This is a genomic window from uncultured Roseobacter sp., from assembly GCF_947499265.1.
GTDB lineage: Bacteria > Pseudomonadota > Alphaproteobacteria > Rhodobacterales > Rhodobacteraceae > Roseobacter.
On sequence record NZ_CANMNK010000006.1, the window covers coordinates 113,654 to 136,673 of the forward strand.

Here is a 23,020-nt window from a genome sequence, read left to right on the forward strand (position 1 = left end):
TGCCGACAATGCGTCGCCAAATGCACAGATGCTAGTCGCCGGAACATGAGAGGCGCCAAGAACGCGCCATAAAAGGCTTCCAAATGCCAATCTTGTCGATTTGTGTTGTGCCGTCTCGAAGGTAGGCCCGCTTATCGCTCGCCAAATGCGCGTTCAAGCGAGCGATAAATTGGCTTACCCAGATACGCCAGCATGCTGCGTTCATCTGTGACAATCTCAGCACTACCGGTCATCCCCACGCGCAGCGGTTTTTCAAATGCACCGGCTCCAATGGTCAAACTGTCCAGCTCCACCACACCTCTAAAATAGACCTGACCATCCTTGGGATCCACGACTACAGTTGGTGACAGGCTTGCAATTGTGCCCATGACCTCGCCGTAGCGACGTGCGTCAAAAGTTGTCAGCTTCAAAGACACCGTATCCCCCCGCTGAATGTGCCCGATGTCTGCCTCCTCGATGCGGATCTCCGCGACCAACTGATCGTTTGTATTGACCAACTCGAAAAGGGTCGCGCCAGCCTCGACAATTTCACCGATGCGGGGAAAATCCACTGACTGAATGAGGCCTGCACTTGGCGCCCGCACCAAGAGTTCCTGTTGTTGATCTTCAAGCGATGCAAGTTGGGTGGCCAATGCCTCTTTCTCTTGCAGCAATGCGAAGAGCTCCGTCAGGGTTTGTTCACGCAGCGCCAGATCGCTTTCGATCGGCTGGTCACGCACTTCTGCGTAGTTTGCGCTTGTTGTGGCCAGTTCGATACTGGCGTCAATCAACCTGCCGCGCAATTCGTCCAGCGACTGTTGCTCGGCGTCAAGTCTGATGCGGGTAATGCTGCCGGATTCAAACAGTTTTGACAGACGGGCAACCGCGGCCTCTTTTTCCACGACACGGCTTCTCATAAGTTCTTGTGCGGCTTTCAGGCCTTCGATGATCGTCTTCAGGCTCTTTGCTCGATTGCGCGAAATCTCTTTTTGGAGCTCATGCAGGTAGAGCCGCGATCGTGCATAGTCTTCACCATCTGTGAGCAGCACATCTAATTCTGCGGGGTTTGACGTGGGTTTGTTGAGTTGATCCAGAATGAAGGACAAGGTTTCCGTTCTGGCACTGACGGCATCGTGCTGTTGTTGAACACTGCGAATGTTTCGCTCAAGGCTCGGTGATGTCAGAGTGGCCAGTACCTGACCTTCGCTGACCTGTTGCCCCTCTTTCACCAGCACTGAGTTTACGACACCGCTATTGATGCTTTCCACTTGGTACGCGCGCCCGAGCGTGGTGATTTCACCGGTGGCGCGCGCGAGTTCCGGGACTTTGGTTTGGGTGGCAAGCGTGACGGCCGAAGCAAGAAAAGCCGCAAGCGTGAATACGATAACGGCAGAGATATTTGGCTCACGGCTTTTCTCTCGCGCGCTTTTTCTGTCAAAAATGCCAATCTGGTCCGTATGTGACTTACGAAATGCCATGTCAGGATTCCTTGTTTGCGGCAATCAGCGCGGTGATTTTACGCTGACCGTCTTTTCCGACGTCATTGGCAACGATCCGGCCCTCTGCCATGAAAATGCAACGATCCGCCATCTGAATGTATTCAGGATCATCTGAGACAACGATGATCGTCCGCTGGCTCTTCAACCCATCCAGAAAACGTATCAGTGAGGCTCTGCGAAGGTAGTCAAGGCCGGCATTGGGTTCATTCAGCAAGTAAACCGCTGCAGGTCGGATGAAACTGCGCGCGAGAGCAAGGCCGCGCGATGTCGCGGAAGAAAGCGTCTTGCGGTAGTTCTCAGTCAATCGGGTATTCAGACCTTCCGGGAAGCCCTGGACCTCCTGTTCAAGCCCAAAGGCGGCAACAATCGCTTCGATGTCTTCAAGGGGGGCTGTCGGGGCTGCCAGGCGAAAGTTCTGCAGCAACGTGCCGTGAAACACCTCTGGTTTCTTTTGGGCGTAGCTGAAAGATTGCCGCAAGTCGTCGACCGGGATTTGACGCACATCAATCCCATCAAGCTGCACTGAGCCCACGATCGGTTGATGCAGTCCCATCATCACTTCCAGCAGTGTTGTTTTGCCACTGCCGTTGCTTCCTGCGATCACCACGAACTCGCCTGCTGCGATGTCCAGCGACACCTGCGACAGCGCGGGCACCGTGGTTTCAGCAAATCGATGTGTCACGCCTGCAAGCGTGATGCGCCCGTCAAACTCCTTCTGATGCGAAGAGGCTGCACCGCGCACCATTTCCTGCGGCATGGCAAGCACACGATCAACCTGCTGTCGACTTTTGAAGAAGCCTAGAATCTGAGGCGCATTTGAGTACAAAGATTGAAGCGGGGTGAGAACCTTCCAGACAAGAGCCATGACCGCGATAAGCGCACCAAAAGACATGGTGCCTGCCATTGCCGCAAGTGTGCCCAGCACAATCGCACCGACACCCGCGATCATCATCAGGCTTTGGCCGAAGGACTGACACACATGCTGAAAACGTCGCGCTTTGCGTGAGGCGCTCGCAGATTCCTGTGCGACGGCGGTATACCGTTTGCGCCAGAAATCCCCCAACCCTAACCGATAAAGGTTGCGCTGTTGGCTGACGGTTTCAAACAGGTATTTTTGTTGTTTTGACTTGATCGTTGCCGCCTGCGTATTCAGGGATTGTTGCACAGGCAAGGTCACCCAGATTGCCAGCACGAAAACCGCAATCAGGCCCAGAACAAGAAATCCAACCTGAGGCGCTAGTGCGAAGATTATCCCCAGGAACACCAGGATAAAGGGAAGATCCAACAGGGTTGTCAGAACCTGCCCGGCAAAGATATCGCGCATACCCTCAAATTGTTTGAACCGGGCAATCTGCTGTTCGACATCTGATTTCTGAATTTGATCCGGTGGCAAACACAGCAGTTTTCTGAACAGGGCCAACCCCAGTCTGTGCTCGACGACGCGCCCCATATAGGCCACTGCCGAGGATCGTGCGTAACGGAAGCCCGCATCTGCGGCCAGTACCAAGACAACGCCGAGTGCCAGAGAAATCACCAGACTGCTGGAGCCGGAGGGGATGACGCGATCATAGATCATCATGATGAGAAGCGGCGTCGCCAATCCCATCAGGTTTGTCATGAACGATGCGCCGACCAGCCAGGGGATAAGACCCCGAAAACCGGCGGTGATCATTCTGAAGTTTTCGAAGGTTTGGAGATTTTCAGATTGAGCGAAGCGCTCGATCTTTACGACAGTCCCGCGCACGTCAGACGGTGCACACCAGATCGGGTCATTTGCCTCGGTGCTGCTGAGCAGGAGCTTGCCGCCCTCTACGCCCAGAACCGCGATGACCTTTCCAGTTGCGTCTACGAATAGAGCAGGGCAGTCGTTTGCACGAATGTCGCTTTGTTTGGCCAGGGCGACAGATGTCGGGATGTCGAGATTGTCCAGGGTGGCAATCAGATCGTTCGCCGACATGCTGTCTGCTAGATGTGGCGCGGCTTCGGTCAGGTTGCGGTGGCTGCTGTGCCACCCTGCCGCCATCATCAGTTTTTGCAGCAGGTTCAGACCGGGATGAATAATGGTGTCCATTATGCGCTCCTTTGCGAGGCGAGTGCTTGCGAGGCCGCGTCGTCATCCGCATCATCGTCCCAGAGCTGTAGGCTGTCCGTTGTGCTGTCCACCAACATGATTTTCTGATCCGCGAGCGCGAGAAGCTGTTGGCGCGGCGTCGCCATCACGAGTGTTGTTTGACCCTTGATCGCTTCAATGCACCGCGCGAGCCGTGTCACAGCGCGCTCATCCATCGCGGAGGTGGCGTCATTGAGCAAGAGGATGCGAGGCTCTAGCGCCAGCGCCCGAACAAGCGCGATGGTTTGCAGCAGGGCGAGACTGGACGTAATTGCGCCAACTTGCCCCATTGGCGTGCTGTACCCCATTGGCATGTGGTGCACTTTCTTCTCAAGGCCTAGCTCAGCGGAGTAAAAAAGGCTGCGTTCGATGGCCTCGCCTTCCCCAAAACAGGCAATGTTTTCGAGCAGCGTACCTGAGAAGACCGTGGGGTTCGGATCTGCATAAACGATACCACGACGTCCACGCGTCGCGGCAAAATGTGTGATCGGTTTGCCATCAATCAGAATCTGGCCGGAAGCCGGTGCCTGCTCGCCCAGAACCAGGCGCATGAAAGTTGCCTGTCCAGATCCCGCTTCGCCAACCACACTCAGGGCCTTGCCTGCGCTCAGATCGAAGGTGACATCAGAGAAGACAAGCCCGTCCTGCGTGCTCCGTTCAGCGGAGACGTTTTCGAATGCAAGCTGGCCCTGCAGGTCCTCTGCAAACGCGGTTTCCGGATCGCGTTGCTGCAGCATCGATATTTCATCAACCTTGGATTTTGCAGCGTCGATGCTTTCGGTTTGCGCCCAATGGCTCAGCATCTTTAGAAGGGGCTGAACCGTGCGTCCGTTCAAAAGCATGCAGGCTGCCAATTCGGCAATCCCGATCTTTTCAATGATGACCAGGTACCCTCCCAGAAGCCCCATCGCGGCAACGGCAGCCTGCGAGAACAGCGCACCAAACGACTGGGACATGCCGGAAACCTGGATCAGATTCTGGCTGATATCGACCGATTGCTTTTGCAGCACCTCGTACCGGCGCAGCAACTGCGGTTCCATCGTGTCGGCTTTGACTGTCACAATCTGGGAAAGACATTCGATCAGGAAGGAATAGCGCCTGCCATCCAGCAGTTTCCGCTTCTCAAAGATGGGACCCTGCGCCCGCTGCAAAACGGACTTGAAGGCGTAGAGCATGACCAGACTGACCAGCGGTACAAGCACCAACCAGCCGCCAATCAACCCGATCATTATGATGAAGATCGCGGTAAACGGCATATCGACAGCAAACAGGCGCCCCTGTCCGCTGTAATAATCCCGCAACTGTGCGAATGCGTTCAGGCGTTCCAAATGAACCCCTGTCGAAGAGGCGTCATACGCGTTTGGATCGGCGTTCAACGATCGTTCCATGAAATGATCGCTCAGCTTCAGTTCGAACCGCTCGCCCTGATGCCCCATCAGAATGACGCGTGTCCATTTCAGGAAAAAGTCAAGAACGGCCACCACACAAAGGCCGATGAAAAGTAGCGTGAGTGTCGCATATGATTCAAATGGGATGACCCGGTCAAAAACCTGCAAAACGACCAGTGGCAACGCCAGCGCGAGCATATTGATGGCAAGGGAAGATACCACGACAGATGCGCCCATCCGTGGTGGTGAGATCTTGTTTTGTTGCGCTAACGTATCCGACCGCACAGTTGATTTCGCTCCCCAGATCACGTGGCTTTTTCTTATGGCGTGAGTCGTTAGTAAAACGTGCATCTGGCTGACTAGATGTGGAAAAATTTATAAAAATCAGATGTTTAAATTTTTGATTGTAAAGGTGCTCTTAACGGTATTCCCCACTGATGCGCGGCACGCACGCAGGAGATAAAGATGTCGGACAATGATCGCGTCGAGGAAGCCGAGGCGTTTCTTTCGCAAGCTGAAGAAACAAGCTCTGTTAAAGAGAAAGTGGCAGTGCAATCTCTGCGGGGCGACGTCACCCAAGAAGATGCATCGCGCAGCAACCTTCACTATGGTGAGCAAGAGGATGCGGGCGCAGATCGTACAAGAGACGATGCGACACCTTCTTCAAGTGATGTTGATGCAGGGCTTTCGCAGGAGGCTCAGACCTCCGGCGGGCAACAATCATTGGATGCCGACAAAAGCGGTGTAGCAAACGCTGGTGCGCCTCAGCAGTCGGCTTTTGATCAATCGACGTCGCGAGGCGATGGTCAAAGCGACACAGTGCTTTCGCAGGAGCCCGCGCCAGAATCGCAGCCGTTTTCGACTCCGCGTAGTAACGCCGACCCCTTGTCGGTAGAAACGTTTTCCACAGAAAATGCCGCGCCCTCGGAGCGACCCCAGGAAGAGCAGTTATCTCAGCCCTTGCAAACAGGGGAAGAAACACAATTCGATCAGGAGGATAATCCGCAACAGGCAAAGGCTTCGCCGCCGCCAAATCACGCCCCCACAGAGCTTTCGTTGGATCCGGTTGAACTGGCGGAGAATGATGCGGGCGCAATCGTTGGCCAACTCTCCGTCATTGATCCAAACGCAAGCGATGTGCATGAGTTTTCGGTTTCTGATGATCGCTTTGAAGTCGTCGAGGGTCAGATAAAGCTGAAACCGGGTGTTTTTCTCGACCATGAGCAGGAAGCATCGCTGCGCTTTGACGTTACGGCGACCGATGCAGATGGCGCCAGCTATACGGAATCCTTCGAGGTTTTTGTGGGTGATGTGAATGAAGCACCAACCAGCGTGTCGATCGATCAAAGTCATGTGGCGGTGGATCAAGCGGGCGCGGTTGTCGGACAGATCAACGTTGTCGATCCGGATCAGGAGGCGAACTACGAGTTCACGCTCTCTGACGACCGCTTTGAGGTGTCCGAAGGGCAATTGAAACTGCGTGATGGGATTTCTTTGACAGAGGAGGATGCTGGTGATCTTGCCATTGAGGTGATGGTCACTGATCAGGGCGGGGAAACCGTGAGCCAGACATTCGATCTGGGCGTTGTGGAAACGGCAAGCGTCAACGTGAGTTCCGGGTTTCATGCCAGCTATTTTGACGTGGATCACAAGTTGTCGAAGCTGGATCAGATCGACTGGACCGGCGAGGCGACGCATGAAGAGGTTGTGGGGGAGATCAACTACACCAACAGTCGGGAGTCCTTCTGGGAAGGCGGCTCCAAGGACACGTTCGGCGCAAGAATTACCGGCAACATCGAAGTGGAAGAGGGCGGTACGTTTGACTTTTTCATTGGCGGCGATGACGGGGTGATCCTGCTGGTGAATGGTGAAGAGGTGATCGACAACGACGGCCTGCACGGGTTCCGCACACGCAGCGGCGAGATCGAGCTGGAGCCGGGCACGCATAGCATCGAAGTGCGCTATTTCGAAAACTACGGTCACGCGGGCCTGAAGCTCGAATGGGAAGGTCCCGGCACCGACGGGCGGGAATTGGTGACAGCCCCGGAAGTCGATGACTTGCAGACCATCAACGGGATGCCGATCGCGCTTGAGCTTGATGTTTCGGCGCCTGAAGCCACAGGTTCGGATCAAATCTCGCATCAGATAGAGGGGCTGCCGCCAGGCACCGTCGTTGAAGCGGGTGATATGAGTGTTGAAGCAGGCCCAGAGGGTACAGCCGACATATCAGGAATGGACCTTTCCTTGCTCACGGTGACGACACCCATCGAGTTTACCGGCCAGGTTTCGGCACAGATTGTGACAACCACAGATATTGGTGACGGCAATCAAGTATCCGTCACCGCGGATCTTGAACTCACGGTCAGCCAGGCGGATTTGACGCCCCCCAGCGTACAGATGGAGACCGGTTTCCGGGCCAGCTATTTTGACGTGGATCATAAGCTGTCGAAGCTGGATCAGATCGACTGGACCGGCGAGGCGACGCATGAAGAGGTTGTGGGGGAGATCAACTACACCAACAGTCGGGAGTCCTTCTGGGAAGGCGGCTCCAAGGACACGTTCGGCGCAAGAATTACCGGCAACATCGAAGTGGAAGAGGGCGGTACGTTTGACTTTTTCATTGGCGGCGATGACGGGGTGATCCTGCTGGTGAATGGTGAAGAGGTGATCGACAACGACGGCCTGCACGGGTTCCGCACACGCAGCGGCGAGATCGAGCTGGAGCCGGGCACGCATAGCATCGAAGTGCGCTATTTCGAAAACTACGGTCACGCGGGCCTGAAGCTCGAATGGGAAGGTCCCGGCACCGACGGGCGGGAATTGGTGACGGCAGTCGACGACCTTGCGGTTCCGCAAAACGGCATGATCGCCATCGGTATTGGCGACGATAATCTGTCAGACGCGGCCACTGTGCAGATGTCCGGACTGCCTGCGGACACGATCTTGATGAGCGGCGATCAGGTTGCCGTGTCCGACGGGAGTGAGATTGACCTGACAGGGTGGGATTTATCCTTGCTGGAACTTGCACCACCGCCCGGATTTGAGGGGACGATTTCCGGGGAAATCACTACCACGGATACGGCCTTCAACGGGCAGATGGTTTCGGGAAGTGATGTGTTTTCCATCGATGTCGGCGATGTCGACAACGGGCAAAATCAATCTTCGGACGGAGAGACTTCTGATGCCTGGGCTTCTTATGAGAGTGCTGACGCTTCATCCTCATGGGTGGATGCTGCCGACGATCAAGGGGCCGGTGATGAGCAAAATGAGGATGTGATGGCAGAAGAGGTCGAGGAAAATCATGGGTCAGAACAGAACCATGAGATGAATGAGACCTATGAACGTCAAGATTGGTGACTGCGCTTCTATAGGTTGATCGCGTCGCAGCGCGTGAAAGCCTGCGCTAAACGGAAGGCGCTGAGATAGTCATTCATCCCAGCGCTCTTGAACTGCAAACGCTTTTTCTCACGCAGCCAGGTTTGCCTTGATATCGGTGTGATCAGTCTGGAAGTCCTCCCATTGAAGATTGCCGGAATACCGCTTTACCAGTTGCCCCGAGCCATCCATCAGAAACAGATGCAGCCAGCGATTGTCGAAAAGGGCGCGTACATCCGGATGCCGGTCAAGAATGTCGGTCACGGCTTCCCGCGGTGCCTCGATGCAAACCGACAATCGCAAAGGATCATGTGCGAAGGTTTTCCCATCGTGAACGGATTGCCAGGGAAGACCCGCGCGCAGCACGCCGCCATTGCCCTCCACAACGCCGATGCCCCCGGTAACGTTGTGCAGGAGCTTGCTGCCCGCCCCAAAAAGACCCGGAGCGACAACGGATCCGTAGTATTGCAGGCTGATCCAACTGGCGACAACAACCGGGGCGGTCAGGATTAATTCCAGAACATCAAACCCTTCGTCCTTGCGCCAATCGTAGTCATGCAGGAAGGCTCGCCCGTCGAGCGCCCTCCCGCGGGTTCTGCGGCGCGGGGCAGCGATGAAAGCGCTACATCCTGCGAGCGCCCATTCGGGACGGGTCTCAGACCAGTCCTGCGCGCGTGCTTTGACCGCGTCGCCGGTCGTGGATCTGGGCAACCGCAGCGCGCGCTCGGTCCGTGCGCGCTGGCCAGCAGCAGCCAGAAGTTCCTTGGCTTTTGTGACAAGCATCCGATCCGCGTCCGAATCCAGATCGGCATCGTAAAGCGTCACGTCATCTGTGGTCGTCTCATGCAACGCGCCGATGAAGCAGGTATCGTTGGGGATCTCAATCCCACTTCTGGCCAGGCCATCGCGCACATCGCGCGCGTTCAAGAGCCCGGCAAGCAATCTTGCATTGACCTCGCCAGAGTATCCACCGCAGGCGCCGCAATGCAGTGCGCTCGCATGAGGGTTGTTCACCACATTGGCGCCGTGTCCAACGATCAAAACCAGCGGGGCGAAGCCCTCTGTCAAAGACATCGCGCGAAGGATGGTACTTGCGACCATGACTTTGTCTGCCAGCGTGAAGCTGTCCGCAAAGTGTGGAGCCTGCGTATCCGGCGCGGCAGCGTCATCCAAACCAAGCGCATCGCGCAGCAGTTTGCCGATGTAAATCGGGCCAGCCGCTTCCACAAACGCAAAGGAAGACACAGCCGCCAATTTGAAGCGGCCCCAGGCCCTGATGGCCCGTGCCGAAAGCCGTGTCGATTGCTCCTCCGAGGTCTTGCCTGATGGGCTTGAAGAGGAAGAGATGCCGGGGGTGAGCAAAACCGGCAGGCGCAACTCTTCAACATCCGACGCAAATCCGCGATGTGCAGCGGTCAGGCCGAAGAACCCCGCAAAGCCAAGCGTTTCCACGCCGGGATCGGTGGTTTCTAGCGCCCTGCGAAATACTTCGGAGCGAACGTCGATACAAAATGCGGCCTGAAGGGTCGGGCGGTTGCCCGCGCCTTTGGTGCTGGCCGAAGACAGGGTTCGTGCCAGACGTCTTTGCGCAGCATGTTCTGCGGCCTCCTGTAATATCGCATTTACAATTTGCGCAGAGGTCGGCTCGGGTATCGATGCATGCGCCGCCCGCGTGGCCTGCCATTCGGCATCGATTTGGGGTTTGTACCGCACATATAGGGCCTGCTCCCAGACAAGCCGTATCGTGAGCATATCTGTGGTGATCGGGTCAGTTTTCCGGTCCAATTCGGCCTGCCACACTCTTTGCCGTGCGACCTGCGCCCAGCCCCCCAGGCTGGTCAGAAGCTGATGGAAATAGGTCGGTGCGCTCTGAGAGGACATCCCAAGCGCGTCGCAGGCCTGCGACAGGGCGGTGCGCGCACTGTCCGGTGTTGCGGCGACCAGGGCGGCAAAGCCCGACAGGCCGGTGATTTCGGGCGTCAGATCGCGACGTGCAAAAACCTGCCAGCTTTCAAATGCGCCGCGCCCGGCCGTCGCCTGCCACAGGGCCTGACCCGCATCGAAATATCCCGCCGCCCACGCGCCGATCCGCGCATCAATGAGCGCAGGCCAGTCAAGGCCTGAGGCCCGAGCGGCCAAATCGGCAATAGTGGGCAGGGCGTCGATCTCTTCCTCCGCCTCCTGAGCCATCTCTTTGAGAACTTCAATCGAAGTTGGTGCCGCCGAGGGTGCGTGCTGCAATGCCGCCGTTAAATCGCCGTCGGAAATCGTGCCATCCGCAATTCGGTCCGCATACCATGTTCGTGGCATGGTGAGGGAAGCCCCCGAGATCCGCGCAAGAAGGGCGGAGGTTTCGCTCAATGAAAGGTCGGTCTGGCCCAGAAACGGGTTGACCGCGACGGAGGAGGAGAGCGGCCAGAGCGGCGGGATGGCGCGGCTCGCGGTCTCAGAGCCTGCAATCAGTTCAAGATGTGCGCCGGAATAGCCGGTATAGGTGTCAGCCCTCATTGTGCGGCTCCTTTCTGGGATTTTGCGGGAATAGACCAGCCGCGCAGCAGACGATCTTCGACTGCGTTGATGTAGAACCCGTTGGTCAGATGAATGCGCAGCCCCTGCGCGGCCGGGTGGTGTGACCAGAGCGGCAGTGTTGCCTGCGCCAGGGCAACCAGCCCGAAGCTCAAAAGCGCCAGCAGGATCAGCGCCCACTCCAGCGCGCCGGGCATTGGGGTTGGCGGCAGGCTGGATGCTGTAAGCCAATAGACACCTTTTTGCAGCACGACGTAGCTGATCGCCGCGCCCAGCGACATCAGCGCCGTGCGCCATGTCAGCGCCCGGGGAGCCGCATCGGCCAGCCCTTGCGCCAGCAAATAGGCCACACCAAAAATCAGAATAGCGCCAAGGGCCACACTTTGCGGTGAGCTTCCTGCAAACCCGAAGAGCATGCTGAAAGCGGTGTAAACCGCGCCATAGATGGCGATGGCCAGCACAAAAGCACGGCTCACGGCGGCAAGGTCGGGCACCGCTACCGGACCAGGCCGCGCGATGCTTGCGACGCGTTCCACCGCGCCCCCTGCCGCCAGAAACGCATGCGCTTTGTAGAGCGAGTGTGCAACGATGTGCAAAAGCGCCAACGGGAAAAGGGCAAGCCCGCATTGCAGGATCATGAAACCCATCTGGGCCACGGTGGACCACGCGAGGGAGACTTTGACGGTTGGTTGCGTCAACATGACCAGCCCGCCAAAGAGCGCTGTGAAACCGCCAATCAATACCAGACCGGCGAGTACCAGCGGTGACAGCAACATCACGTCGGCGAAACGGATCAAGAGGAATCCGCCAGCGTTCACCACGCCAGCGTGCAGCAGCGCGGACACGGGTGTAGGTGTCTCCATGACTTCGGTGAGCCAGCCGTGGGTCGGGAACTGGGCGGATTTCAACAAGGCGGCGAGCGCGAGGAAGGCAGCAGCGGTCGCTGCCAAACCACCGCCCTGACCGAGTTGGGCCGCTGCCATGATCTGGGAGATCTGCAGCGTTTCATAGCTTATCGTCAGCAACACCGCCGCCGTGATCAGAGCAATATCACCCGCCCGCGCGGTTAGAAATTTTTTGCGCGCAGCGCGCTGTGCCGCGATCCTCTCGGGGTAAAACAGAAGCAGTCTGTGCAAGCACAGGCTGGTCACAATCCAGGCACCGACGAATTGAACCAGGTTGCCCGACTGCACCAAGAGCAGCACCGCGGCGAGCGTGCCCAGCAGCCAGATGGTAAACGGGGTCTGGCGTGCCTCCCCGTCGAGGTAGACGCGCGCATACCGCACAACGATCCACCCGATGAAGGCGACCAGCAACAGCATGGTGGCACTGACAGCATCAAGCCGCGCGGAAATGCCGATGCCCGAGGCGCCGATCAAAAAGCTGTCACTTGCACCCTGAGCGATCAGCAGTCCAAGTGCCAAGAAAGCGACGAGCAAAGCGACAAGCGACACACCTTCGCCAATCCTTGCTGCCCGATCAGGGGTGAGATCGCGTCTGAGGTGCAGCCCAATCGCGGCGGTGGTCAGAATGGCAGGCGCCAGCAATGGCAAGGCATAGGTCAATATGAGATCCCCCGTTTGCGTCGTTCAGGAGGAGATACACAGGGCATAGCTGATATAAAAATTCATTGATAACAACAAATCGTTCACTTAAAACGAATGATATGCACAGCATGAATTACAATCACCTGCGCTATTTCTGGCATGTGGCGCATGATGGAAACCTGACCCGCACGGCGGCGCGCCTCAACCTGTCGCAATCGGCTTTGTCGGTGCAGATCCGTAAATTGGAGGATCGCCTTGGTCACCCCCTGTTTGAGCGGCGCGGTCGCCAATTGCACCTGACCGAAGCGGGCCGGATTGCGCTGGATCATGCGGATACGATATTTGGGGCAGGGCAGGACCTGCTCGCCACGCTCAGCCGCACCGGCAGTCCGCGTAAAGTGCTGCGGGTTGGGGCGCTGGCCACCTTGTCTCGCAATTTTCAGATCGAATTCCTGCGCCCGTTGTTGGGCGCGCAAGATGTCGAACTGGTGCTGCGGTCAGGCACGTCCATGGAACTCATGCAGGGATTGGAAACGCTCAGTCTCGATGTTGTTTTGACCAACCGCGTGCCAACACCGGACGCGATGACCGATTTTATGGTCCATACGCTTTCGGAACAGAGCATCGGTGTGATTGGCACGCCCAAAAGGCTGGACAATACCCTGACGCTCTCAGAGCTTTTGAGCACCCACCCGGTCATCGTACCAACCAGTGAAAGCCCCGTGAGGATCGGGTTCGATACACTGTGCGCACGATTGGGTATCGACCCGGTTCTGGCCGCGGAAGTGGATGATATGGCGATGATGCGCCTGCTGGCGCGCGAGGATATCGGCCTGGCCATCCTCCCGCCGATTGTGGTCAAGAACGAATTAGTGACCGGGCTGCTGAAAGAGGCGCAACATCTCATTGGTCTTACTGAAATCTTTCACGCTGTCACGGTCAAACGGAAATTTCCAAACCCACTGCTCTCCTCTCTGCTGGAGCGACCGGTGGCGGCTCAGGGTGCGTGAGAACCAGCCCCACCCGATGCGCTTCTGATCGATAGAAAGGTCTTGGAAGCGTTTCGGTAGATACCTGACACGCCCCGCAAACGCCCTGATTGACAATGGACATCGGCTGCATTTCTTTGACGCCCAGAAAGAGGTTCCGACATGACGCATCCGCTGATCACGGCAGACGACATCCAAAGCTACCAGAATGAAGGTGTGGTGCTGATCAAAGGTCTGTTCAAGGATCATATTGAAACGATCCGGGCGGGCATCGAACGCAACATGGCCGAGCCAGGGCCCTATGCCGCGGAAAACCTGAATGAGGGGGAAAGCGGCCGGTTCTTCGATGATTACTGCAATTGGACCCGCATTGCCGAATTTGAAGAGGTGATCCGCACATCTCCTGCGGCAGAGGTCGCTGCCGATCTCATGGCATCCCAGCGGGTCCAGGTCTTTCACGATCACGTGCTGGTCAAGGAACCCGGAACCTCGAAGCCCACGCCCTGGCATCAGGATGGCCCCTATTATTTTGTCGATGGGAGGCAGAATGTCAGCTTCTGGTCACCGATGGATCCGGTGAAGGATGCCAGCCTGCGCTGCGTTGCGGGTAGTCATCTCTGGGAGAAACCGGTGCTGCCGACGCGCTGGCTGGCGCAGACCAGCTTCTTTCCCGACGAAGACGCCTATATGCCGGTGCCCGATCCCGATGCCGAAGGAATGGAAATCAGGGAATGGGAGATGGAACCGGGCGACGCGGTCGCTTTTAGCTTTGCGAGCTTGCATGGTGCGCGTGGCAATACAGCGCAGGCCCGCCGACGCGCCTTTTCCCTGCGGCTTGTGGGAGACGATGCGCGCTATGTGGCCCGGCCCGGACCGACATCTCCGCCGTTTCCCGGACATGGCATGCAGGCTGGGGACATCCTGCGCGAAGATTGGTTTCCCGTGATCTTCAACAGGTAGGGTGCGATCTGCCGCAATTGGGTTCTGGCGTGATGTATAAAGTCAGCGTGATATCTGGTTTTCAAAACTCAATTGGATCTCTCTGTGAGTAACTCGAACAGAACGGCAGATTTTGGCTATAGTTCACATTTGTGACCTGCGCGCAAAGGTGCTTTTCGGCCCGACTGGAGCCCGAGGCGCCACAACCTTCCGGGGAGCAAGCAAAAATATGCTGGGCATTAAAAACCACCCATTGTTGAGCGAATTCGCGCCTATCGCATGAGCTCATCCGTTCAACCGCTTGAAATTGCTCGCTAATCGAGCCTTTAGTTGAGGTGCTACTTTGAAGTGAGGGTGTAGCAAATGCGCCACCAAATGGTTTTTGGCGCATGCTACATTGTCGTTTCAATTGTTCGACTTTCTTGGTTTCCGGTTTCCGTAAAACAGAATTATCAAAACCATACTCCTGACTAATTATCACTTGGAGGCCAGGCACTATGTCCGAAGGCATGAAGGATAACTTGGAATGCGCGCCCGGTACGACGGCGCAAAACGCTCTGTTCGAGCACCCGCTGAATACGTCAGATTGGGAAAAACGGCTGTCCGAAGCGCGGGCACAACGCGAAAAGGTGCTGTCCAAGCGCACAGAGCCACCCTCGAAACCTGGCTTCAACCCGACCGCTCTAACCGGCAAGGCAGCCAAATGCGATACCATTTCCGAGCCTGTGTTAAATGCTGTGGTCGAAACGCCCGAACAGAAACCAGAAACCACTTCTGAAGTGAACCGTGCCATTCTGGATGACGAAGAAAAGGCTGATGCGTCTGAGCTGGCTTTTGTTTCGCGGCGCAACGCAACGCCTGAGATGCCGCAAAAAAGCCAGGGTTTTCAAATTCCAGGCTGGTTGAAAGTCACCGGTGCGTCGAAGCCACTTTACCTCGTGATGTGCAGCGTCGGCCTCGGGTTTGGTCTTGCCTTGGGTTTCGGTTTCTTGCTGGGCCTGGGCTGGCCACTGCTGCCCAACGGCCATCCCACTGCGGGTCAATTACAGTCTGAAGCCGTTCTGGCAGATGGTGGCACCGTAGTCCAAAGCGCCCCACCAATTGCCGTTGCACCCATCGCACAGAACACTTCCGACACCCAGGGCGTGACCATCGATCTGCCAGAGTTGCCACTGCCGCAATGGACTGCTGAAGCCTCGTCTAACATCACGCTGCCGAACATCACGCCGATTGCCTATTTGTCCTCCAACACTGAGGACGGCTTCGGCGCGGTCAGCGCCCTGCCGGTCATTGAAGCTCCGCGACAGACCGCCTCAAAGGTCGGTGAAGAACCTGATGCTTCAGCAATGTATGCGCAGACGTTGCAGTTTTTTGTGCATGCCCCGGAAAGCGTTTCAGATAAATCGCTCGAAGGGTACATAGCGCAACTTGAGGATACCGGCTTTCCCGTTGCCCGGATCGGTCGGGAAAGCGTGCGGGTCTCTGCGACGCATTTACGGTTCTACAGCCCTCAGAACGCGGATGTCGCGCGCGCAATCGCCGCGAATCTGGGTGTAGAAGCAAAGGATTTCTCGCAAGATGCGGGCAATTCGTCTCGTATCGAGGTTTGGTTGGCCGGGGCGTCGCTTGAGACGATCGAGAACGAGAAGATTGCGCAGAGATCGAACTTCTTTTCAAGATGGCTCAAGGGCCGCCAGGAAGAACGTTAGAAGAGACCCTGACAGCGCGAAATCGAACCGCGCGTGGCGCCATGCGCGAAACGTCACATCCGTGTAGCGCCAACGGTTGTGATCCGAGGGAGCGACCGGGGTCGGGCTCGCATTGATTTTGACATTCCGCCGTTTGCGGGGCATTCCGGTGCTCAAAGAATGAGCGTTGTGTGCCAAAGGAAAAGAGTTGAACGCCCGGATTTTCTCTACACGAAAGCGGCCGTTCCACCTCGGCCCGTTCCCGCTGGAACGTTTGGCGCGGGTGTCGTCAGAACCTGATCTGGCCAACGTGCCCACCATGCAGCCGGTGCATTTTGACAACGCGGCCGTGCCGCAGTCGCTTGTGAACGCAATGGGCGAGTATCAGGCGATGCTTGACGCGATCAGGGACGGCCTGATCAATAAGGAAATTGCGGGCTGTCCGGAGGACCCGGATGAGCGGGCGCGGCATATAAAATCCTTTGGCTATTTCCAGGATGCACCGATGGTCGGGGTCGGGCGGTTCGATGCCAGTCAGCTGCTGGCGACGCCGATCAGAAATCCGGAAATTGATCGCCTGGCCGAGCAGCTTAGAACCAAGCAGACCAAAACCCTTGCCGCCGGGATTGATACCATCATGGCGGATCTCAAGGACAGTATGACGGCGCCGCCACGCACTCTCGATGCTCACACGCACACGGTTGTCTTTTTGTACAATTACAACCGCGATCCTGCGCCGGATGAGCCCGGTTTCGACTGGATCGCTGATACGCACCCGCAACGGGCGAGCCTGCTGGGGGCAGAAACGGCGATCATCATCGCGGGCTATTTGCGGGTCTTGGGATATGATGCCAAAGCGCATACGACAACCTCGTCCGAGGTGGATCTGAATAAGCTGGCGGTTGGTGCGGGGCTGGCCACAGTGGAAGAGGGTCGCCTGGTAAACCCCTACATCGGCGACAGATTTCAGGTTGCGGCCCTGACAACGAATTTCGAAATGACACCGGATGCGCCGCTGGTGCCTTTGGCGAAACAACCAAAGTCCATCACAGGTAGCCTGGCATGGAAACTGGGTAAGGGGTCGCAGAAAAGCGCGCGTACGCTCGACCCTTATGCAACACGGCACTATGCCCAAGGGGCCTATCCGTTTGAAACGCTCAAGCGGGTTGAGAAGCCGACCACCTATATCGACGAGGCGCGGGTGGCACGTGTGCCCAAGCGCACCGACATGTTCGCGCGGGCGCAGTTCGGGGACCTGGGCAAAGCCAGCCAGGAAGCCGCCACTGGTGGGTATTTTGCGCAAAAGGCACCGATCAGCCGGGCGATCAGGCGTCCCTCGGGTGCGTTTCTGTTGCTGCAGAACGGCCCGGTTGCGCCAGAAATCTCGCCTGCTGCCAAAGACGCCGCCCGCAACGCCGAAGGGATCAAGGCCGCGAGCTACTTTCTGGGAGCGGATGCCGTGGGCATTTCGCGCTGTCCCGAATGGGTGTGGTATTCCCATGATGCAGTTGGCGAGCCGATTGTGCCCACACACACCAGCGCGATCAGCATGATCATCGACCAGGGGTTCGAGACCACTGAGGGTTCTTCCGGGGATGACTGGATTGCGGTTACGCAATCGATGCGTGCTTATCTGCGGTTCTCGCTGTTGGGCGGGGTCATCGGCAAACAAATCCGCAACCTTGGCTATGAAGCGCGGGTGCATACCAACCTGGATGGGGAAGTCCTGCAACCGCCGCTGTTGCTGCTTGCCGGCCTGGGCGAGGTGAGCCGCATCGGCGAGGTGATCGTGAACCCGTTTCTGGGGCCGCGCCTGAAATCCGGATGTATCACCACGAACATGCCGCTCGCGCATGACAAGCCTATTGATTTTGGCATGCAGGCCTTTTGCGAGGCCTGCAACAAATGTGCCCGTGAATGTCCGTCCGGGGCGATTACCGCCGGTCCGAAGCTCATGTTCAATGGCTATGAAATCTGGAAATCGGACAGTCAGAAATGCACCACCTACAGGTTGACACAGCAGGGCGGTGCCATGTGTGGGCGCTGCATGAAAACCTGCCCCTGGAATGTCGAAGGCCTGCAGCACGAAAAACCTCTGCGCTGGATTGCGATGAACGTACCGGCCATGGCGGGCGTTCTGGCAAAGGCTGATGATCTGGTGGGCAATGGCCGCATCAATCCGCAAAAACGCTGGTGGTGGGATCTGAAGGTGAATGATCGCGGTGGTTTTGATGCGGTGTCCGACCCGAAAAACTACCGCGAGTTGCAGACCGATCTGGAACTGACCTACGAGGATCAGACCCTGGCGGTCTATCCGGCAAACCTTGCGCCACCGCCCTGGCCATTTCCGTTTCCGATGGATCGCGAAAAGGGGATCGAGGCCTATCAGGCCCTGATCACCGCGCAGGAATATCAGGCGCGGCTGGAACGCGGCGACACCGAAGGCTTGGCGCATGCTTACCTGGGGGCCGGGGATGCACCGGTTACCCGTGTGGGCATCCGCGCGGTCGAGCACCTGTCGGAGACCGTTGTCAAATACGAGTTGGCGTCGCTGGACGGTACACCCTTGCCCGAATGGCGGGCGGGTGCGCATCTCGACATTGTCGTGGCTCCAGAGTTCGTCCGGCAGTATTCGCTCTCGGGCAATCCTGCGGACCGGTCGACATACGAGATCGCCGTTCTGCGCGAAGAGGCCGGGCGCGGTGGATCGAAACTGCTGCAAAAGATCTTTTCGCAAGGGCGCAAGATCTTTGTGTCCAACCCCATCAACCATTTCCCATTGGCAGACGAAGGCACGAAGCACATGCTGATGGGGGGCGGCATCGGCATCACGCCGATGATCGCCTTCGCCCATGAATGCCATGCGAAAGCGGTGGATTTCGAGCTGCATTATTCGGCGCCATCCCGCAGCAGCGCGGCCTTTCTAACCCATCTGACCGCACAGCCCTGGGCGGAAAAGGTACATCTGCATCTCTCGGATGAAGGCACCCGCGCCGATCTTGATCAGACGCTCTCCGGCTACCGCGACGGGTGGCACGTCTATACCTGTGGGCCGGACAGCTACATGGCTGCGGTCATGACGGCGGCCCAGAAACAGGGGTATCCCGAAGAGGCACGGCATCTTGAATATTTCTCTGTGCCGGAGCTGCCTGAATATGAAAACCACGCGTTTACGCTGAAACTCGCGGGCTCGGGGCAGGAATTTGAGGTTCCCGCAGATAAATCCGTCACTGATGTTCTGGCCGAGAATGGAGTCAGCGTCGATGTGAAGTGTTCTGACGGGATTTGTGGCGTGTGCAAATGCGGCCTGGTTTCCGGTGAGGTCGAACACCGCGATTTCGTGCTGTCGAAGAAACAACGCGAAAACGCGATCATTCTGTGTCAGAGCCGAGCCGCCAAACCCGGCGGTTTGGTCGAGATCGATTTGTGACGCATCGCTGATCGCTGCTTTGTGACACGCGAAGGGGCCAGTTGCCCGACCCCTTCGGCATCTCAGTTCGACATCGTATGGCCGGAATGGTCCGTCTTGTCCTCGTGAGTGCGTTCTTCGACGTTGAACATCACGTCGATTTCGCCCGCATTTTCAAAGATCAGTGTCGCCGGGATTTTTTCACCCACTTCAAAGGGATCGCCGCCAAGCCCCATGAACATGACGTGAAATCCGCCGGGCTCAAGTGATACGGTTTCCCCGGCGGGGATCTCGATGGCATCTACATGCATCATGCGGGCAACGCCGTCTTTTTCTTCGGTGGTGTGCAATTCGACTTTTGGGAAGTCAGCCTTCACGCCGATGAGGCGATCTGCTGTGTCACCGGTGTTTGTAACCTCCAGATAGCCACCGCCTGTTTTTGCCGTGGCCGCTGTGTTGAAAGTCATCGGATGGTTGATCACAAGGTCGCCCAGCTTGAACTCATGTGCAAGCGCAGCGGTCGACAGCGACAGAAGGGCAGCCGTGGCTGCGATGATCAGGTTTTTCATGATTTTTTCCCGTAGAATGCGCAGACATGGGTGCGCGCCGTTGTGTGAATGAAGGTCAGGCAATCACACGGGCTGGCGGTGCGCGGGACGGATGCGCCGTGTCGGGTCGCGCGGGGCGCAAGAGATCACGGGCGGAGGCGAACGGGGCCGAGCATTCTATCGCAGCCGGGATCGGCGCAGAGTTGACCACCTCCTGCAACAGCACATTTTGCGTGATCAGGCAGGCGTCACAGGTCGTGCTGAGGTGATGTGCGGGGTCCGTTTCGCCGCAGATTTCCGCCAGCGTCCCGCCCATGCTGAGATAGGCCAGCAATTCGGGCGAGGATCTGTCGTCGGAAAAGCGATGTGCAAAGCCCGTTGCCGTCATTGCGAAAGTCGCAATGAGCATCATCAAACTTGCCAGAAGTGTGAATCGGGCCCGCATCATGGGCGAATTCTATGTGGTCCCAGGGGGGTGGTCCAGATGAGAAGCGCGCCCGCGCAGCTTTGCCGCATGATACCAGCGTCAGATAACCGGCTTGACCTTTGTGGGTTCGGGTGACCTGATCCTCGCGTGCCATCAAAAGGGGGCTTGAGGATGACAGTGCGGCCGTTAGGGGTGGACCCGTCGGGATGTTTTATCGGTGGGCAGTGGCAGGCGAGCGCATCGGGGCAGACACTCGCGCTGGGCGATCCTTCGACCGGCGAGGTGCTATGTCAGATCGCGCGCGGTGGCGCAGAAGACATTGACCAGGCGGTAGAGGCTGCCTCAGCGGCAATGGCAGGGGCCTGGGGAAAGACCACGGCGGTCGAGCGGGGCCGTGTTCTCTACCGGATCGGGCAATTGGTGCTAGAGCACATCGATGCGCTTGCTGAACTGGAAGCGCGCGATGTGGGCAAGCCGTTGAAACAGGCCCGCGCGGATGTTGTCGCACTGGCACGCTACATGGAGTTTTACGCCGGGGCCGCCGATAAAATCCACGGCAGCACAATTCCTTACCTGGACGGCTATATGGTTTACACGTTGCGGCAGCCCCATGGGGTCACCGGGCATATCGTGCCGTGGAATTACCCGATGCAGATCATTGGCCGCTCCGTCGGGGCGGCCCTTGCCATGGGCAATGCCGCGGTTTTGAAGCCTGCGGAGGAGGCCTGCCTGACGGCGCTGGCCTTCGCGGAACTGGCCCACCGGGCGGGTCTGCCTGCGGGGGCCTTGAATGTCGTGCCGGGTCTGGGGGCCGAGGCCGGGGCCGCACTGACGTCACACCCCGGCGTGCATCACATCTCCTTCACCGGGTCGGTCGGCGTCGGCAAACTGGTGCAGCAATCCGCCGCTCAGAACGTGGTGCCGGTGACGCTGGAGCTTGGGGGCAAATCCCCTCAACTGGTTTTTGAGGATGCCGATCTCGACGCGGCGCTGCCATTTCTGGTGGGGGCTGGCATCCAGAATGCGGGCCAGACCTGTTCGGCGTCTTCGCGCATATTGGTACAGCGTGGCGTCTATGACCGGGTCGTGGCGGAAATGGCGGCCCGCTACAGTGCCTTGCAGGTTGGGCGTGCGATGGCGGATCTGGATGTCGGGCCGCTCATCTCCAACCGGCAAAAAGCGATTGTCGAAGGGTTTCTGAACGACGGGGATGACCTTGAAGTGGTCGCACAGGCGGCATTGCCTCCCGATCTTCCAGCAGGCGGCGCTTACGTGGCTCCGACGCTGTTTGCCAATGTGCCCAGCGATCACAAACTGGCGCAGGAGGAGATTTTTGGCCCCGTGCAGGTGATCATTCCGTTTGAAGATGAGGCTGAGGCCCTGGCGATTGCAAATGGCACGCACTACGGGTTGGTGGCATCGGTCTGGACGTCGGACGGGGCGCGGCAAATGCGGTTGGCCAAAGCGCTCAAGGCCGGTCAGGTCTTTCTGAACAACTATGGGGCTGGCGGCGGTGTGGAGCTGCCTTTTGGCGGGACCGGCTTCTCGGGACATGGGCGCGAGAAGGGGTTCGAAGCGCTTTATGGGTTCTCGTCGCTGAAAACGGTGGCTGCCCTGCACGGGTGATCAGACGGTCTCCAGCAGGATGAGCCATACCCAGATCGTCAGGACGGAAATCCCCGTGGCCATCAGCACGGAGGAGGCGGCAACCCGTTTGGCGCGCCCATACATATTGGCGAAGATATAGGCATTGAACCCAGGTGCCATCGCAGCGGTCAGCACGCCGGAGCGGAACCCGTCGGTGGGTAGGTTTTGCACGGTGCCGAATAGCCAGACCAGCGCGGGGTGCAGCAGCAGCGCGATGCCGCAGATCATCACAACGACGCGGCTGTCGCCTTCGGGGCGGTATTGCACGAGAACCCCGCCGAGCGCAAAAAGGGCGGCGGGCAGAGCAGCGCGGGCAATCAGCGAGAGCGCATCATCCACAACCGTTGGGATCCCCAGGCCCGACAGGTTCACGATGAATCCCAAGCCGATGGCGAGGACAAGCGCGTTGCGAAACATCGCGCGCACGACAGCGCGGGCCATCACGGTGGCGGATTGGCCGCGATTGCGGGTGACTTCCATGACGGTGATGCCCAGCCCGTAGCAGAAAGGCGAGTGCAGCGCGACGATGGCGAAATTGCCGGTCATCGCATCCGCGCCATAGGCCCGTTCGGTGATCGGCAGGCCCAGCAGCACGGAGTTGGAAAAGAGGCAGCAAAAGCCGATGGCGACGCAATCTTCCCAATCGCGCTTGAAGAGCGCGCGCGCCCCGAACATGCCAGTGAAAAAACAGATGCTGGCACCGGCATAGAAGCTGCTCAGCAGGGCCGGATCGAAGGAGCTGTCGAGGTCAAGCTTGGCGATGGCCTGAAACAGCAGGCACGGGATGGCGAAGTTCTGGGTGAAGCCCATGACGCCGTCGATGCCCGCAACCGGAAAGAGTTTGCGCCAGACGGAAACATAGCCGAAGCCGATGACAAGAAACACGGGAAGGATGACATCGAGCAGGGTTTGCATTGGGTGCCTTTGCGCCTGTGGCCCGGGCGGGAGC

General features: G+C 58.0%; 14 protein-coding genes. 6 read left to right on the top strand and 8 right to left on the bottom strand.

Annotated features, from left to right (window positions below):
- Window positions 1–131: 131 nt before the first annotated feature.
- The 3 genes from Q1A63_RS16925 to Q1A63_RS16935 are packed head-to-tail and all read right to left on the bottom strand — an operon-like array spanning window position 132 to window position 5,198.
- Window positions 132–1,457, bottom strand: coding sequence for an HlyD family type I secretion periplasmic adaptor subunit (locus Q1A63_RS16925; RefSeq protein ID WP_298972857.1), 1,326 nt, complete (start codon window positions 1,455–1,457; stop codon window positions 132–134).
- A gap of 1 nt (window position 1,458) precedes the next feature.
- On the bottom strand, window positions 1,459–3,549 hold the full coding sequence (locus Q1A63_RS16930) for an ABC transporter transmembrane domain-containing protein (RefSeq protein WP_299632264.1): 2,091 nt from the start codon (window positions 3,547–3,549) through the stop codon (window positions 1,459–1,461).
- A complete protein-coding gene (locus Q1A63_RS16935; protein ID WP_298972862.1) occupies window positions 3,549–5,198 on the bottom strand; it encodes an ABC transporter transmembrane domain-containing protein in 1,650 nt (549 codons plus the stop codon). The genes Q1A63_RS16930 and Q1A63_RS16935 overlap by 1 nt, the downstream gene beginning before the upstream one ends.
- Window positions 5,199–5,441: 243 nt before the next feature.
- Between Q1A63_RS16935 and Q1A63_RS16940 the strand changes: the two genes are divergently transcribed.
- Entirely contained in the window at window positions 5,442–8,333 is a 2,892-nt protein-coding gene (locus Q1A63_RS16940; protein ID WP_298972864.1) for a PA14 domain-containing protein, read from the top strand.
- A 108-nt stretch (window positions 8,334–8,441) separates the two neighbouring features.
- Here Q1A63_RS16940 and Q1A63_RS16945 read toward each other — a convergent pair whose 3' ends face one another.
- Both Q1A63_RS16945 and Q1A63_RS16950 read right to left on the bottom strand, forming a co-directional pair.
- The gene (locus Q1A63_RS16945; protein WP_298972866.1) at window positions 8,442–10,859 is read right to left on the bottom strand and encodes a DUF2309 domain-containing protein; all 2,418 of its coding nucleotides are present in this window, start codon (window positions 10,857–10,859) and stop codon (window positions 8,442–8,444) included.
- Complete coding sequence (locus tag Q1A63_RS16950; protein ID WP_298973469.1) at window positions 10,856–12,445, bottom strand: proton-conducting transporter membrane subunit; 1,590 nt, start codon at window positions 12,443–12,445, stop codon at window positions 10,856–10,858. Before Q1A63_RS16950 ends, Q1A63_RS16945 begins: the two co-directional genes overlap by 4 nt.
- Window positions 12,446–12,543: 98 nt before the next feature.
- Between Q1A63_RS16950 and Q1A63_RS16955 the strand changes: the two genes are divergently transcribed.
- The 4 genes from Q1A63_RS16955 (at window position 12,544) to Q1A63_RS16970 (ending at window position 19,470) form a co-directional block, all read left to right on the top strand.
- Complete coding sequence (locus Q1A63_RS16955) at window positions 12,544–13,434, top strand: LysR family transcriptional regulator (protein ID WP_298972869.1); 891 nt, start codon at window positions 12,544–12,546, stop codon at window positions 13,432–13,434.
- A 141-nt stretch (window positions 13,435–13,575) separates the two neighbouring features.
- Complete coding sequence (locus Q1A63_RS16960) at window positions 13,576–14,373, top strand: phytanoyl-CoA dioxygenase family protein (RefSeq protein ID WP_298972873.1); 798 nt, start codon at window positions 13,576–13,578, stop codon at window positions 14,371–14,373.
- A gap of 488 nt (window positions 14,374–14,861) precedes the next feature.
- Window positions 14,862–16,061, top strand: coding sequence for a hypothetical protein (locus Q1A63_RS16965; protein WP_298972876.1), 1,200 nt, complete (start codon window positions 14,862–14,864; stop codon window positions 16,059–16,061).
- A gap of 187 nt (window positions 16,062–16,248) precedes the next feature.
- Window positions 16,249–19,470 carry a reductive dehalogenase gene (locus Q1A63_RS16970; protein WP_298972879.1) on the top strand — a complete coding sequence of 1,074 codons (3,222 nt, stop codon included), beginning with the start codon at window positions 16,249–16,251 and terminating at the stop codon, window positions 19,468–19,470.
- Window positions 19,471–19,532: 62 nt separating this feature from the next.
- Here the strand turns inward: Q1A63_RS16970 and Q1A63_RS16975 are convergent, their stop codons facing one another.
- Together Q1A63_RS16975 and Q1A63_RS16980 are read right to left on the bottom strand one after the other, a co-directional pair.
- The gene (locus Q1A63_RS16975) at window positions 19,533–20,018 is read right to left on the bottom strand and encodes a copper chaperone PCu(A)C (RefSeq protein WP_298972882.1); all 486 of its coding nucleotides are present in this window, start codon (window positions 20,016–20,018) and stop codon (window positions 19,533–19,535) included.
- A 55-nt stretch (window positions 20,019–20,073) separates the two neighbouring features.
- A complete protein-coding gene (locus tag Q1A63_RS16980; protein WP_299632265.1) occupies window positions 20,074–20,385 on the bottom strand; it encodes a hypothetical protein in 312 nt (103 codons plus the stop codon).
- Window positions 20,386–20,595: 210 nt separating this feature from the next.
- Between Q1A63_RS16980 and Q1A63_RS16985 the strand changes: the two genes are divergently transcribed.
- A complete protein-coding gene (locus Q1A63_RS16985; RefSeq protein WP_298972886.1) occupies window positions 20,596–22,050 on the top strand; it encodes an aldehyde dehydrogenase family protein in 1,455 nt (484 codons plus the stop codon).
- On the opposite strand, the gene Q1A63_RS16990 is transcribed toward Q1A63_RS16985, so the two are convergent.
- Entirely contained in the window at window positions 22,051–22,986 is a 936-nt protein-coding gene (locus Q1A63_RS16990) for an AEC family transporter (RefSeq protein ID WP_298972887.1), read from the bottom strand. It abuts the gene before it with no gap.
- Window positions 22,987–23,020 lie beyond the last annotated feature (34 nt).

Bases quoted from the DNA above. Each gene is read 5' to 3' on its own strand.
- Q1A63_RS16925 (WP_298972857.1), bottom strand. From the start codon at position 1,457: ATGGCATTTCGTAAGTCACATACGGACCAGATTGGCATTTTTGACAGA.
- Q1A63_RS16930 (WP_299632264.1), bottom strand. From the start codon at position 3,549: ATGGACACCATTATTCATCCCGGTCTGAACCTGCTGCAAAAACTGATG.
- Q1A63_RS16940 (WP_298972864.1), top strand. From the start codon at position 5,442: ATGTCGGACAATGATCGCGTCGAGGAAGCCGAGGCGTTTCTTTCGCAA.
- Q1A63_RS16945 (WP_298972866.1), bottom strand. From the start codon at position 10,859: ATGAGGGCTGACACCTATACCGGCTATTCCGGCGCACATCTTGAACTG.
- Q1A63_RS16955 (WP_298972869.1), top strand. From the start codon at position 12,544: ATGCACAGCATGAATTACAATCACCTGCGCTATTTCTGGCATGTGGCG.
- Q1A63_RS16960 (WP_298972873.1), top strand. From the start codon at position 13,576: ATGACGCATCCGCTGATCACGGCAGACGACATCCAAAGCTACCAGAAT.
- Q1A63_RS16965 (WP_298972876.1), top strand. From the start codon at position 14,862: ATGAAGGATAACTTGGAATGCGCGCCCGGTACGACGGCGCAAAACGCT.
- Q1A63_RS16975 (WP_298972882.1), bottom strand. From the start codon at position 20,018: ATGAAAAACCTGATCATCGCAGCCACGGCTGCCCTTCTGTCGCTGTCG.
- Q1A63_RS16980 (WP_299632265.1), bottom strand. From the start codon at position 20,385: ATGACGGCAACGGGCTTTGCACATCGCTTTTCCGACGACAGATCCTCG.
- Q1A63_RS16985 (WP_298972886.1), top strand. From the start codon at position 20,596: ATGACAGTGCGGCCGTTAGGGGTGGACCCGTCGGGATGTTTTATCGGT.
- Q1A63_RS16990 (WP_298972887.1), bottom strand. From the start codon at position 22,986: ATGCAAACCCTGCTCGATGTCATCCTTCCCGTGTTTCTTGTCATCGGC.